This is a genomic window from Streptomyces sp. NPDC051740 (assembly GCF_044453165.1).
Classification (GTDB): Bacteria; Actinomycetota; Actinomycetes; order Streptomycetales; family Streptomycetaceae; genus Streptomyces; species Streptomyces atrovirens.
Genome location: NZ_JBITCL010000036.1, coordinates 33,075 through 45,672 on the forward strand (window position 1 = coordinate 33,075; position 12,598 = coordinate 45,672).

The 12,598-nt window shown below is 73.7% G+C and carries 12 protein-coding genes; all 12 read right to left on the minus strand.

The window, feature by feature from the left end:
- Positions 1-28 precede the first annotated feature (28 nt).
- The 12 genes from ACIA6T_RS34125 to ACIA6T_RS34180 all read right to left on the minus strand — a co-directional run bounded on the left by ACIA6T_RS34125 (position 29) and on the right by ACIA6T_RS34180 (position 12,505).
- Positions 29-691: a response regulator gene (locus ACIA6T_RS34125; protein WP_399450391.1), complete on the minus strand. Its 663-nt coding sequence runs from the start codon at positions 689-691 to the stop codon at positions 29-31.
- On the minus strand, positions 688-2,007 hold the full coding sequence (locus tag ACIA6T_RS34130; protein ID WP_399450392.1) for a sensor histidine kinase: 1,320 nt from the start codon (positions 2,005-2,007) through the stop codon (positions 688-690). The genes ACIA6T_RS34125 and ACIA6T_RS34130 overlap by 4 nt, the downstream gene beginning before the upstream one ends.
- Complete coding sequence (locus tag ACIA6T_RS34135) at positions 2,000-3,184, minus strand: acyltransferase (RefSeq protein WP_399450393.1); 1,185 nt, start codon at positions 3,182-3,184, stop codon at positions 2,000-2,002. Before ACIA6T_RS34135 ends, ACIA6T_RS34130 begins: the two co-directional genes overlap by 8 nt.
- Positions 3,181-4,122: an alpha/beta hydrolase gene (locus tag ACIA6T_RS34140; RefSeq protein ID WP_399450394.1), complete on the minus strand. Its 942-nt coding sequence runs from the start codon at positions 4,120-4,122 to the stop codon at positions 3,181-3,183. Before ACIA6T_RS34140 ends, ACIA6T_RS34135 begins: the two co-directional genes overlap by 4 nt.
- A gap of 480 nt (positions 4,123-4,602) precedes the next feature.
- The gene (locus ACIA6T_RS34145; protein WP_399450395.1) at positions 4,603-5,472 is read right to left on the minus strand and encodes an alpha/beta hydrolase; all 870 of its coding nucleotides are present in this window, start codon (positions 5,470-5,472) and stop codon (positions 4,603-4,605) included.
- Positions 5,473-5,640: 168 nt separating this feature from the next.
- On the minus strand, positions 5,641-6,834 hold the full coding sequence (gene kynU / locus ACIA6T_RS34150; protein ID WP_399450396.1) for a kynureninase: 1,194 nt from the start codon (positions 6,832-6,834) through the stop codon (positions 5,641-5,643).
- Entirely contained in the window at positions 6,827-7,660 is an 834-nt protein-coding gene (locus ACIA6T_RS34155) for a tryptophan 2,3-dioxygenase family protein (protein WP_399450397.1), read from the minus strand. The genes kynU and ACIA6T_RS34155 overlap by 8 nt, the downstream gene beginning before the upstream one ends.
- Before the next feature lie 181 nt (positions 7,661-7,841).
- Positions 7,842-8,255: a DUF3151 domain-containing protein gene (locus ACIA6T_RS34160; protein ID WP_399450398.1), complete on the minus strand. Its 414-nt coding sequence runs from the start codon at positions 8,253-8,255 to the stop codon at positions 7,842-7,844.
- 17 nt (positions 8,256-8,272) lie between these two features.
- Positions 8,273-9,742: an MFS transporter gene (locus ACIA6T_RS34165; RefSeq protein ID WP_399450399.1), complete on the minus strand. Its 1,470-nt coding sequence runs from the start codon at positions 9,740-9,742 to the stop codon at positions 8,273-8,275.
- A gap of 221 nt (positions 9,743-9,963) precedes the next feature.
- A complete protein-coding gene (gene fbaA / locus ACIA6T_RS34170) occupies positions 9,964-10,995 on the minus strand; it encodes a class II fructose-bisphosphate aldolase (protein ID WP_399450400.1) in 1,032 nt (343 codons plus the stop codon).
- A 162-nt stretch (positions 10,996-11,157) separates the two neighbouring features.
- On the minus strand, positions 11,158-11,706 hold the full coding sequence (gene pyrE, locus ACIA6T_RS34175; protein WP_399450401.1) for an orotate phosphoribosyltransferase: 549 nt from the start codon (positions 11,704-11,706) through the stop codon (positions 11,158-11,160).
- Between the two features lie 10 nt (positions 11,707-11,716).
- On the minus strand, positions 11,717-12,505 hold the full coding sequence (locus ACIA6T_RS34180) for an aldose 1-epimerase (protein WP_399450402.1): 789 nt from the start codon (positions 12,503-12,505) through the stop codon (positions 11,717-11,719).
- Between the last annotated feature and the right edge of the window lie 93 nt (positions 12,506-12,598).

A 12,598-nucleotide genomic window follows, 5' to 3' on the forward strand; every position in this document is an offset into this window, starting at 1 on the left:
CTACGCGGGCCGCGCGCCGGGGCACCCGTCAGTACCCGGAGGGGCGGACCAGCCCCGACTCGTACGCGAACACCGCCGCCTGGGTGCGGTCCCGCAGGCCCAGTTTCACCAGGATGCGGCCGACGTGCGTCTTCACGGTCTGCTCGGCCACCACCAGACGTACCGCTATCTCCGCGTTGGACAGGCCCTGCGCGATCAGCGCGAGCACCTCCGTCTCGCGTTCGGTGAGGTCCCCCACGCGCTGCTTGAGGGGGCCCCGGGGGCGGGCGTCCAGCCGGGAGAACTCGGCGATCAGCCGGCGGGTGACGCCGGGCGCGAGGAGGGCGTCCCCGGCCGCCACCACCCGTACCGCCTCGGCGAGCTGGTCGGCGGAGGCGTCCTTCAGCAGGAACCCGGACGCCCCGGCGCGCAGCGCCTCGTACACGTACTCGTCGAGGTCGAAGGTGGTCAGTACGAGCACCCTGACGTCCGGGGTGGCGGTGGTGATGAGGGCGGTGGCCTCGATGCCGCCGAGTTCGGGCATGCGGATGTCCATCAGGACGACGTCCGGGGCGAGTTCGGCGACCCGCTCGACCGCGTCCACCCCGTTCACCGCCTGGCCGACGACCTCGATGTCGGGCTGCGCGTTCAGCAGCACGGTGAAGCCCTGCCGGACCATCTGCTGGTCGTCGGCGATCAGTACGCGGATCATGCGGTGCCGTCCTGGGGAGGGGGGTCGGTGGCGGGCGGGGCGGAGACCGGGAGGTAGGCGTCGACCTTGTAGCCCTTCCCGGTCCAGGGACCGGCCGTCAGTCGGCCGCCCAGCATGACGGCCCGTTCCCGCATGCCGAGCAGCCCGTGTCCGGCGCCGGCGGACGGCGGTGCCTCCCGGGTCGGGCCGGTGTTGACGACCGTCACCCGCAGCCCCCGCGGATCGTAGGCCAGGGTGACGTGGGCGGTCGCGCCGGGCGCGTGCCGCAGCACGTTGCTCAGCGCCTCCTGCACGATCCTGTACGCCGACAGCTCCACGCCGGGCGGCAGCGGGCGGTGCTCCCCGGTGGTCCCGGTGGTCACGGTCAGTCCGGCGGCGCGGGTGTTCTCCACCAGCGATTCGAGACGGTCGAGGGTGGGCTGCGGGGCGTCCGAGCGCTCGCCGGGGGCGGGGTGTTCGGAGCGCAGCACGTCCAGGACGCGGCGCAGTTCGGTCAGCGCCTCGACGGCGTTCTGGCGGATGCCGGCGAGGTTCTCCCGCAGCTCGTCGGACGGGTCCTGGACCAGGTGCGGGGCCACCTGCGCCTGGATGGAGATGACCGACATGTGGTGGGCGACCACGTCGTGCAGCTCGCGGGCGATCCGGCTGCGTTCCTCCAGGAGGGTGCGGCGGGCGCGTTCCTCGGCGGTGAGGGTGGTCTGCCGGCCGAGTTCGGCGCGGGCCTCGCGGCGGCCGCGCAGGGCGACGCCGAGGACGACGGCGACGATGAACAGGGGAACGGCGGTCTGGCCGGTGGGCTGGTAGTTCCGCCCGCCCATCAGCCCCTGGAGGGCGTAGGTGATCAGGGAGGTCAGGGCCAGGACCTCGACCGAGACGCGGGTGCGGACCCGCAGGGCGAGCAGCAGCAGGACGAACAGGTGGGCGATCAGCCCGGCCGCGGTCCAGGGCCAGGTGAACGCGTACTCGCCGGGTTCCATCCGGGCACGCACCACCATCGCCCCGAGCACCGTGGCCCCGAGGGACAGCCACCACGCCGGCACCGGCTGCCGCAGCGCGAGCACCATCGCGGTGCTCTGCCCGAGCGCGATCAGCAGGGCGAGCCCGAGTTCCAGTCCTCCGTGGTCGTTCAGCTGGGCCAGGTCGCCGAGGAAGACACCGAACGCGGCCAGGCACACGATTCCGTGCGGTACCCAGCGCAGCCACACGGACGGGGGCAACGGGTCCGCACGGGCCGTCAACAGGTCGCCCCGCAGCACCCCCAGCCACCGCCGGACGAGCTCCACCCCCATGTCCGCCACGCGGTTCAGCCTAGACATGCCGTACGTCCTCCGTCTTCGGCCGGTGGGTACGGACCACCCGGGACCGCCCGCGCCGCCCGCCGCCCGCCCGCTCCCAGGACCGGAACGCCGACCGGCAGGCCGCGAGGGCGAGGACGAACACCGGCAGCCACACCAGCCGGGCGGCGACCCAGCCGAGGCCGTCGGGGACGGTGTGCAGGCCGGGGAGACGGCCGGCCAGGAGGCCGGTGGCGGTGGTCGCCATCAGGGCGGTCTGGTGCCAGAGGAAGATCGTCATCGCGGAGAGGTTGACCAGCGCCACCGCCGCCCACGCGACGGGACGCCGCATCGCCGTGCGCAGCCGGTCCCGCAGCAGCAGCGCCAGCCCGCACTGGGCGAGGCCGAAGGTGACGGCGGCCAGCGTCGGCGGGTTGAGGTTGGACACCCCGGCGCCCGGAACGCCGACCATCGACGCCGGGTAGCCGGCCCGGGCGACGAGCGCGGCCGTGACGGCCGTACCGGAGAGGAGAAGAACCCAGCCGGTCCTACGCCGCTCCAGCTCGCCGCGTGTCCAGGCCGCGCCCAGGGTGTACGGCACCAGCCAGCCGGCCGCCAGGTTCAGCCAGCCGAGCCGGTCGGGGGCGCCGAGGCCGAAGCGGAGCAGGTCGACGTGGAGGACGACGGCGAGCGGCCACAGCGGGTGGAGCCGGGTGAGCAGCGGGGTCGCGGCGGTGAGGGCGGCGAAGACCAGCAGGAACCACAGCGGTGACAGGGCCAGTTTCACCAGCGTGCGGACGGTCGCGTACTCGGCGCCGGAGAGCAGCAGGGCGGTCGTGACGACCGTCCACAGGACGAGGACGGCGGCGACCGGTGCGAACAGCCGGGCCAGCCGGCCGTGCAGCCAGCGGTGGTACGGGACGCCGCGGGCGCGGGAGGAGGCGTACCCGCGGGTCGCCACATGCCCGCCGACCAGGAAGAACACGGCGAGGGTCTGGAACGCCCAGGAGACGGGCGCCAGCCACGGCAGGTGCTGGAGCGGGCTGGCCGTGCGCAGGGTGCGGCCGTCCGCGACGAGGGCGGTGACCAGCCAGTGGCCGAGGACGACACCGAGGACGGCGCCGGCGCGCAGGGCGTCCACGGCACGGTCGCGGTGGTCCGGGGTGGCGGCGTCGACGCGTCCGGCGGCACCGCGTATCGCGGTGGTGAGGCGGCTCACGAGGTCACCGCCCGGGTCTCGCCGAGGACGATCCGGGTGAGGTTGGCCAGGGAGGTGGAGCCGGGGGCGAAGTAGTCGCCGTGGCCACCGTCGCCGGCCGCGAAGACCCGGGCGCCGAAGGCCGGGGAGACGGGGTCGGTGCCGAAGCCGACGGTGGTGCCGAGGAGGTCCACGCTGAGGTGCGGGACGTTCCCGACCCAGTCGTCGGCGCCCCGGGCGGCCCAGATCCTGGCCCGGGCGCGCAGGCCGGCCGCGGTGTCGGAGCCGGTGCCGGGGCTGCCGAGGAGGGCGATGTCGTCGACGTCGAGGCCGTCGGCGGCCTCGGCGCAGACGACGGAGCCGTAGGAGTGGCAGAGGAGGGAGACGCGGGCGCGCGGTCCGGCGACGTCACGCAGGTCGCCGACGAGCCGCCGCAGTTCGGGGGCGGCTTCCTCCGCCCGGTCGGTGGTGGCGACGGTGGCGCTGACGGTGGCGGGGGTCTCGTAGCCGAGCCAGGCCACGACGGCGGCCCGCGGACCGAGCCGCTCGTGCAGGGCGAGGGCGGCGGCACGGAACCGCCCGTAGCTGTCGATGCCGGTGTCGGAACCGGGAACGAGGACGGCGACACGGTCGGCGTGCGCGAGATCACCGAGAACCTCGGTGACCAGCCCCTCCCCACGCCCGTCGAAGTCCAGCAACTGCCGCCCGGCCAGCGCACGATCGGCCCCGGCCCGCCGCCGGTCCCCGTACTCGGCGGCCATACGGGCGGCCTCCTCGGCGTTGGCCCGGTTGGCGGCGTAGACCGAGTCGAGGCTCGCCGCGGACGGCACCGCGACCACGGCAGGCACCGGCGCGGGCACCCGCGCCCGAGCCGCCCCGGCCAACGGCACGGCAACCGCCTCGGCGACAAGCACCGCGAGCACCCCACGCAGAACCCGTGGCCCACGCGACCCACGCAAACCCCGCGACCCGCGTGATCCGCTCGACCCGCGGGCATTCGTACCGTCGTCCCCGCCATCCCTGCGGACGCCCGCGCCACCACCCCCGCCGCTCCCGCGGGCAGCCACGCCACCGCTCCCGCGGGCAGTCGTGCCGCTGGGGCGGCACGAGTGGGCGATGGGGGTCCCCCCGCTCGAGCGAAGCCGAGAGTGGGGGAGGCACCCCGCAAGCGCCGGGCCACGCGAACATCCCCCGGCCGACTCCGACGCGGAGCACCCCGCAAGCACCGGACCGTGCGCCCCACCCCCGGCCCACACCGACGCCGGTTCCCCTCCACGCCCGCGCACCATGATGGCCGTACCCCCCTCCGCCCGCCCATCGGGCTTACCGGAAAGGGAAGTTACGGAGCGTCGCGGGTAACCCGCGTCCCGCCGGAGGACTCACCTGCGGGGTAGCTCTCAGGTACTACGGGTATGACCGGGCCGAGGCCCGACCCAGGCTCACCAAGCCAGTTGGGCGATCTCCTCCGCCACCACCGCACACGCGTCCGCCCCCGGATCGATCAGCGGAAAGTGCCCCACGTCCTCCAGCAACGTCACCCCCACCACCTCCCCCGCCTTCGCCGCCGCCTCCGCGTACGCCTCGGCGACCGCCTGCGGAACCACGTCATCGGTACGCCCCTGCACCAGGGTCGTGGCGATCCCGGTGGGCAGCAGCAGCCCGGGGTCGGCGTGCGGCCGGCGCTCGGCGAAGTGATCGTCGCCACCGAGCAACTGCCGCGCCGCACCCTCGCACACACCCAGCTTGTCGGCGACCTCGAAGTCCGCGATCGGCGCGAGGGCGACCACACCGCGCAGCGGCGCGGGCTCGTCCGTCCGCCAGGGGGAACCGGCCGGCAGGACGTGCCGCGCGGCGGCCCACAGCGCCAGGTGGCCACCGGCCGAGTGACCGGTGAGCACGACGCGCCGCGGGTCGGCCCCCGGCACCCGCTCCCGTATCAGCCCCGGCAGCGCGTCCATCGCGGCGGCGACGTCGTCGAAGGTGTCGGGCCACCGCCCCGCGACCGGATCACCACCGCCCGGCTCCCCCGCCCCGCGCCGGTATTCGACACTGGCCACGGCGAACCCCCGCCCGGCCAGGAAGGCGGCGAACGGGCTGATGTGGCGCCGGTCGTACGACGCCCGCCAGGCACCGCCGTGCAGCACGACCACCACCGGCGCGGGCCCGCCCTCCGCACGCGGCGCGTAGAAGTCGACGACCTGGTCCGGGTCGTCGCCGTAGGCCGCCGTGGCGTCGGGGTCCACGGGCTGGTGGGAGAAGGCCGACTCCTCCTCGGCGGCGGCCCGGGCGGCTGCGACGTCGTCCGTCATTGCTCCAACCTCTCAGCGACAGAACACGGGTGACGGTCCGACGGGAACGCGGCCGTTCGGCCGGGACGGTATCAGCACGCCCACGTACGCCGACATGCGGATGTCACGCTCGGTCAGCGGACCCGGGGGCGTCACCGTACGACGTCACCCCCCCCGGGCCCCGGAGGGCTACGCCAGCACCTCCGCCAGCACCCGCGCCGCCCGCTCCACGTCCGCGAAGCCGACGTACAGCGGGGTGAAGCCGAACCGGAGCACGTCCGGGTGGCGGAAGTCCCCGACCACGCCCCGCTCGATCAGCCGCTTCATCACCTCACCGGCGTCCGGGCAGCGCAGGGCGATCTGACTGCCCCGCTCCCCGTGCGCACGCGGCGTCACGCACTCGACCCCGCCCTCGGGGACGTACTCCCCGACGCACTCCAGGAAGAAGTCCGTCAGCGCGAGGGACTTGGCGCGCACCGCCTCGACCGTCACCCCGTCCCAGACCTCCAGCGCCGCCTCCAGGGCGAGCATGGAGAGGATGTCCGGGGTGCCGACCCGCCCGCGCACCGCGCCCGCCGCCGGTTCGTACGCGGAACGCATCCCGAAGGGCTCGACGTGCGAGTTCCACCCCGGCAACGGGGAGTCGAAGCGGTCCTGCAGGTCCGCGCGCACGTACAGGAACGCCGGCGAGCCGGGCCCGCCGTTCAGGTACTTGTAGGTGCAGCCGACCGCCAGGTCCACGCCGTGCTCGTCCAGGCCGACCGGCAGCGCGCCCGCGCTGTGGCACAGGTCCCAGACCACCACCGCCCCCGCCGCGTGCACGGCGGCCGTCAGCGACGGCAGGTCGTGCAGCCGGCCGCTGCGGTAGTCGACGTGGTTGAGCAGCACGGCGGCCGTACGGTCACCGAGCACGTCCGGCACCTCGGACGGGGCCACCGGACGCAGCGTGCACCCGGTCATCCGGGCCGCCGACCCGGCGATGTAGCCGTCCGTGGGGAAGGTGGTCGCGTCGACCACGATCTCGTCCCGTTCCGGGCCGGTCAGCCGCGCCAGCCGTACCGCGCCCACCAGTGCCTTGAACACGTTGACGCTCGTCGAGTCACCGACCACGGTCTGCCCGGCCGCCGCGCCGACCAGCGGCGCGATCCGGTCACCGATCCGTTCCGGCGCCGTCCACCAGCCGCCCTCGGTCCAGGACCGGATGCGCAGCTCGCCCCACTGCCGGCGCACCGCGTCCTCGACCCGGCCGGGCACGGCGGCGGGCAGCGCGCCCAGTGAGTTGCCGTCGAGATAGACCACGTCGTCGAGTACGAACTCGACTCGCTTGGCGGCCAGTTCGTCGGAGGCGTCCAGCTTCTCCGCCTTCATCGCGAGCTCAGACATAGGACCGCGCCGTCCACAGCTCGGGGAACACGCTCTTCTGCGCCCGCCTCTCCAGCCAGGCCACCCCGGCGGAGCCTCCCGTGCCGGTCTTGGCGCCCATCGCGCGGCGGGTGGCGACCAGGTGGTCGTTGCGCCAGCGCCACACCAGTTCGGCGACATCGGTCAGCGCCTCGCCGAGACGGGCGACCTCGTCCCGCTCGTCGCCCGCGTAGACGGCCGTCCAGACCGCCTCCACCTCCGCCGACGGCTCGTGCCTCCGTGACACGTCGCGCCGCAGCACGTCCTGGGGGATGGCGTGCCCGCGCCGGGCGAGCAGCCGCAGGACCTCGTCGTACAGGCTCGGCTCGTGCAGCGCCTTCTCCAGCTCGGCGTGCACGCGCGGCGCGCCCCGGTGCGGGACCAGCATGGACGCGGACTTGTCGCCGAGCAGGAACTCCAGGCGCCGGTACATCGCCGACTGGAATCCGGAGCCCTCGCCGAGGGCGCCGCGGTAGGAGTTGAACTGCGCCGGGGTGAGCCCGCCCAGCGGCTTCCAGGAGGCGTTCAGCGCCTCCAGTTCCCGTACGGACCGCTTCAGCGCGTCGACCGCGACCGGGATGTCGTCCTGGCGCAGCGCCTTCGCCGCGGTCTCCCACTCGTGGACGATGACGGTGAACCACAGCTCCATGACCTGGGTGGTGACCAGGAAGACCATCTCTCCGGGATCGTCGGAGAGGGTGTGCTGCAGATGGGTGAGGACATCGGCCTTGACGTAGTCCTCGTAGGGGGTCGTCCCCTCGAAGTCGAGATGCGGGGTCTCGGGCTGCTCGTGAGCCTCGTGGGACATCGCTGTCTCCTGTACATGTACTCCGGGTAGCGGTCCGCCCCTGCCGTTACCGGCACGGGGGCCCCGGTCCCCACGGTGCATCCTGCGCAATCGTCCCCCACGACCGCAAGGCCCGCCCGCTCACGGACGGGCCTCGGAGACATCACAGGTCAGCCGGTCAGCCGGTCAGCCGGTCAGCCGGTCAGCCCAGGACCTGGGCCGCCGTCGGCGAGGAGTCCTTCAGGAACTGCGCGCAGCGCTCGTGCTCCTCCTGCTCGCCGATCGACTGCGCGGCGCGGGCGAGGGCGTGCAGGGCGCGCAGGAAGCCGCGGTTGGGCTCGTGCTCCCACGGCACCGGGCCGTGGCCCTTCCAGCCGTTGCGGCGCAGCGCGTCCAGTCCGCGGTGGTAGCCCGTACGGGCGTACGCGTACGACTCCACGACGCTGTCCCGCTCGAAGGCCTCGTCGGCCAGCCGGGCCCAGGCCAGCGAGGAGGTGGGGTACCGGGCCGCGACGTCGGCGGGCGTGGCGCCGGAGGCGAGCAGCTCGCGCGGGCCCGGGTCGTCGGGGAGGTGGGTCGGGGGCGGGCCCCCGAGGAGGTTTTCGTGAATCGACATGGGTCCAGTCTCGTACATCAGCGGGACCGGCTCCCGTCCTCCTCCCCCGCCTCCAGCGGGGGCACCGCCACGCTGCCGTGGGTGTGGCACTCGGGGTGCGGGCAGTCGGGTGCCGGGCGGCGCACGGTCGTGAAGGCGATGGCGGAGCCCACCACCAGGACGCCCGCGCACAGCACCATCGCCCGCCGGAACGCGTCGTCGAAGGCGTCGGGGAGCCGGTACGCCTCCGGGCCCATCCCGGCGAGCAGCGGCAGCGCGGCCACCGCGACCAGGCCGGCCGCGCGGGCGGCGGCGTTGTTGACGCCGCTGGCCAGGCCCGCCCGCGCGGTGTCCACGGAGGCGAGGACGGTCGCGGTGAGCGGTGCGACCAGGGTGACCATGCCGAGGCCGAGCACCAGCAGCGCGGGCAGCACCTCGGTGGCGTACGAGGCGCCGGGCCCGACGCGCAGCATCAGCAGCATCCCGGCGGCGCACAGCAGCGGTCCTACGGTGAGCGGGATGCGCGGGCCGATCCGGTCGCCCAGCTCACCCGAGCGGGCGGAGAGCAGCAGCATCAGGGCGGTCGTCGGCAGCAGCGCCGTACCGGCGGCGAGGGCGGACCAGCCGACGACGACCTGGAGCTGGAGCGCGGCGAGGAAGAAGAACCCGCCGAAGGCCGCGTACACGCACAGGGTGACCACGTTGACGGCGGAGAACTGCCGGGAGGCGAAGATGTCGAGCGGCATCATCGGATGCGGGCGGCGCTTCTCCACCAGCACGAAGGCGACCGCGGCGGCCGGACCGGCGACCGCGGAGACGGCGACCAGGAGGGATCCCTGCTCGGCCTCGATCAGGGCGTACGTCACCAGCGCGAGCGCGATCGCGCCGAGCGCGGCGCCGAGGACGTCGAACCGGCCCTCGGCCCGCCCGCCCGTCGACTCCGGTACGTGGCGTACGGCGACGGGGGCGCACAGCAGGGCGAGCGGCACGTTGAGCAGGAAGACCCAGCGCCAGCCGGGCCCGTCCACCAGCCAGCCGCCGACGAACGGGCCGACGGCCGCGCCGATGCCGCCGAAGCCGGACCACAGGCCGACCGCGCGGCCCCGGTCGTCGGGGTGGAAGGAGGCCTGGATGAGGGCGAGCGAGCCGGGGGTGAGCAGCGCGCCGCCGACGCCCTGGAGGGCGCGGGCGGCGATGAGGACGCCGGCGTTCGGGGCGATGCCGCACAGCAGGGAGGCCGCGGCGAACCACAGCACGCCGACGACGAACACCTTCCGCCGCCCGAACCGGTCGCCCAGCGCCCCGCCGAGCAGGATCAGCCCGGCCAGCGTGACCATGTAGGCGTTGACGGTCCACTGCAGTGCGGCGAGGTCGGCGTCCAGGTCGCGGCCGATGCGCGGGAGGGCGACGTTGACCACGGTGGAGTCGAGCAGGGCCATGCTGGAGCCGAGGACCGTGGTGAGCAGGATCCACTTGCCCTGCGGTGAGGCCAGCCGGACGTCGGGCATACGGCGAGCATACGGAAGGAGCCCGGCACCGCATGCGGATACCGCTGGCGAATCCCGTCACCGTTCGGTGATGGGAGCGTTTCTCCCGGTCCGACGCCGCTTACGCGGTGTTTCGCCGGGAGAAACGCTCCCCTCATGGTGCCGGGACGGGCGCCTGGCGGGCGTCCGACGGATTCGCCGACGGCATCCCTCGCGGTGCCGGGCTCACACTCCAGGAGGTGTCACTTGAGGCGGGTGCCCGTGGAGCGCAGGTTCTGGCAGGCCTCCAGGACGCGGGCCGACATCGACGCCTCGGCCAGCTTGCCCCAGGTGCGCGGGTCGTAGGTCTTCTTGTCGCCGACCTCGCCGTCGACCTTCAGGACGCCGTCGTAGTTGCGGAACATGTGGGCGGCGACCGGACGGGTGAACGCGTACTGGGTGTCGGTGTCGATGTTCATCTTCACGACGCCGTTCTCCAGCGCGGTGAGGATCTCCTCCGGGGTGGAGCCGGAGCCGCCGTGGAAGACGAAGTCGAACGGCTGCGAGCCGGCCGGCTTGCCGTACTTGGCGGCGACGCCCTCGTTGAGCTCCTTCAGCAGCTCGGGACGGAGGACGACGTTGCCCGGCTTGTACACGCCGTGCACGTTGCCGAAGGACGCGGCGAGCAGGTAGCGGCCCTTGTCGCCGAGGCCGAGGGCCTCCGCGGTGCGGACCGCGTCGTCGACCGTGGTGTAGAGGGAGTCGTTGATCTCGTGCGTGACGCCGTCCTCCTCACCGCCGGTCGGGGTGATCTCGACCTCCAGGATGATCTTCGCGGCGCGGGCGCGCTCGAGGAGTTCCTGGGCGATGGAGAGGTTGTCGGCGAGGGTCTCCGCGGAGCCGTCCCACATGTGGGACTGGAACAGCGGGTTGCGGCCGGCCTTGACGCGCTCCTCGGACACCGCGAGCAGCGGACGGACGTACCCGTCGAGCTTGTCCTTCGGGCAGTGGTCCGTGTGCAGGGCGATGTTGACGTCGTACTTCTCGGCGACGATGTGCGCGAACTCGGCGAGCGCGACCGCGCCGGTCACCATCTCCTTCTTGTGCTGGCCGCCCAGGAACTCGGCGCCGCCCGTCGAGATCTGGACGATGCCGTCGCTCTCCGCCTCGGCGAAGCCGCGCAGTGCCGCGTGCAGGGTCTGGGACGAGGTGACGTTGATGGCCGGGTAGGCGAACTTCTCCGCCTTCGCCCGGTCGAGCATCTCGTTGTAGACCTCGGGAGTTGCGATGGGCATCTGTCCGCTCCTTATGCGTGCGGTGTGGCGTACTGCGTACGGTCGGCCCTGACCTGGAACCTTGGATGCGACGTCATTGTCGGGGCCATCTTCCCAGACTTGTCCGGCCGGTCGACGGCGCAGGTCAAGTCGTTATGCGGCGGGATCTCGGACCCGGTGGCCTCAGCCGAGGCCGAGCTCGTCCTTGGCGTAGGCGAACAGGTACGGCACCCCGGCGCCCTCCTGGATCTTCTCGGCGGCGCCGGTCGCCCGGTCGACGATCGTCGCCACGGCCACGACCTCCGCGCCCGCCTCGCGCACGGCCTCGACGGCGGTGAGCGGGGAGCCGCCGGTGGTGGAGGTGTCCTCGACGACGAGGACGCGGCGGCCCTTGATGTCCGGGCCCTCGACGCGCCGCTGCAGCCCGTGCGCCTTGGCGGCCTTCCGTACGACGAAGGCGTCCAGCTTCCGGCCGCGCGCGGCGGCGGCGTGCAGCATGCTCGCCGCCACCGGGTCGGCGCCCATGGTCAGCCCGCCCACCGCGTCGAACTCCAGCTCCGCGGTCAGGTCCAGCAGCACCTGCCCGACCAGCGGGGCGGCCTCGCCGTCGAGGGTGACGCGGCGCAGGTCGACGTAGTAGTCGGCCTCCAGACCGGAGGAGAGGGTCACCTTGCCGTGCACCACGGCCTTGTCCTTGATCTGCTGCAGCAGCGCGCCACGTACTTCGCTCATGACAGCCAGCTTAGAGGCGGGTCCAGGTCCAGGTCGTCGAGGCCTCCAGCGGCTCCAGCGGGGTGACCAGGCGCGGGTGGGTGTTCAGCCCGTTCGGCGGCCCGGTCTGCGGCTCCACGCACACGGCCTCGCGCTGCTCGTCGTAGACCACGACCCACTCCTCGCGGCTGGTCACCTTCAGCTCCAGCCGCCCCGGCCAGGTGAGGGTGACGTCGACACCGCCGGGCATCCCGAAGCAGTCGTCCCACGGCCCGGGCTCCGGGTCGATCCGCCGCCCGGTCGGCAGGTGGTCGTCCCCGCGCTCCTCCTGCCAGGCGGGCGCGAAGCCGATCGCCACGTCCTCGCCGCCGAGGCTGCGGTTGAACCACGGGTGCCAGCCGATCTGCGCCGGGAAGGACGACTCGTACGTCTCCACGCTCATCGTCAGCGTCAGGGAGTCCCCGGTCAGCGCGATCTGCTGGGTGACGCGCCCGGAGTACGGCCACGGCTCGACGAGGTCGTACGTCATCACGGCCTCGTCGGCGCTCGTACGGGCGGTGCGCCAGGCGGCGTCGCGGGCGGTGCCGTGGATGGCGTTCGGCGGGGCGTTGAGCGGCAGCTGGTGCACGGTCGCGCCGTCCCGGAACCGTCCGTCGCGGGTCCGTCCGCACCAGGGCACCATCGGGAAGCACCCGAACCGCTCCCCCTGCCGCAACAGCTCGACGCCCCCGACCCGCAGTCCTCCGACCCGCCCGCCGTTCCCCGGCAGCACGGTCACCTCCGCGTCACCCGCGGTCAGCGTGATCTCTCCGTTACTCACGCGACGACCCTACTGGGACGATCAAGAGCGCGTCGCCGCCCGGGGGCCGCCGTGCCGCCGGGCGGGGGCCGGTCTCGCTTACCGGCGCTCGCC

Coding starts and splice junctions, on each gene's coding strand:
- ACIA6T_RS34125 (WP_399450391.1), bottom strand. CDS start 691: ATGATCCGCGTACTGATCGCCGACGACCAGCAGATGGTCCGGCAGGGC.
- ACIA6T_RS34130 (WP_399450392.1), bottom strand. CDS start 2,007: ATGTCTAGGCTGAACCGCGTGGCGGACATGGGGGTGGAGCTCGTCCGG.
- ACIA6T_RS34145 (WP_399450395.1), bottom strand. CDS start 5,472: ATGACGGACGACGTCGCAGCCGCCCGGGCCGCCGCCGAGGAGGAGTCG.
- kynU (WP_399450396.1), bottom strand. CDS start 6,834: ATGTCTGAGCTCGCGATGAAGGCGGAGAAGCTGGACGCCTCCGACGAA.
- ACIA6T_RS34155 (WP_399450397.1), bottom strand. CDS start 7,660: ATGTCCCACGAGGCTCACGAGCAGCCCGAGACCCCGCATCTCGACTTC.
- ACIA6T_RS34160 (WP_399450398.1), bottom strand. CDS start 8,255: ATGTCGATTCACGAAAACCTCCTCGGGGGCCCGCCCCCGACCCACCTC.
- ACIA6T_RS34165 (WP_399450399.1), bottom strand. CDS start 9,742: ATGCCCGACGTCCGGCTGGCCTCACCGCAGGGCAAGTGGATCCTGCTC.
- fbaA (WP_399450400.1), bottom strand. CDS start 10,995: ATGCCCATCGCAACTCCCGAGGTCTACAACGAGATGCTCGACCGGGCG.
- pyrE (WP_399450401.1), bottom strand. CDS start 11,706: ATGAGCGAAGTACGTGGCGCGCTGCTGCAGCAGATCAAGGACAAGGCC.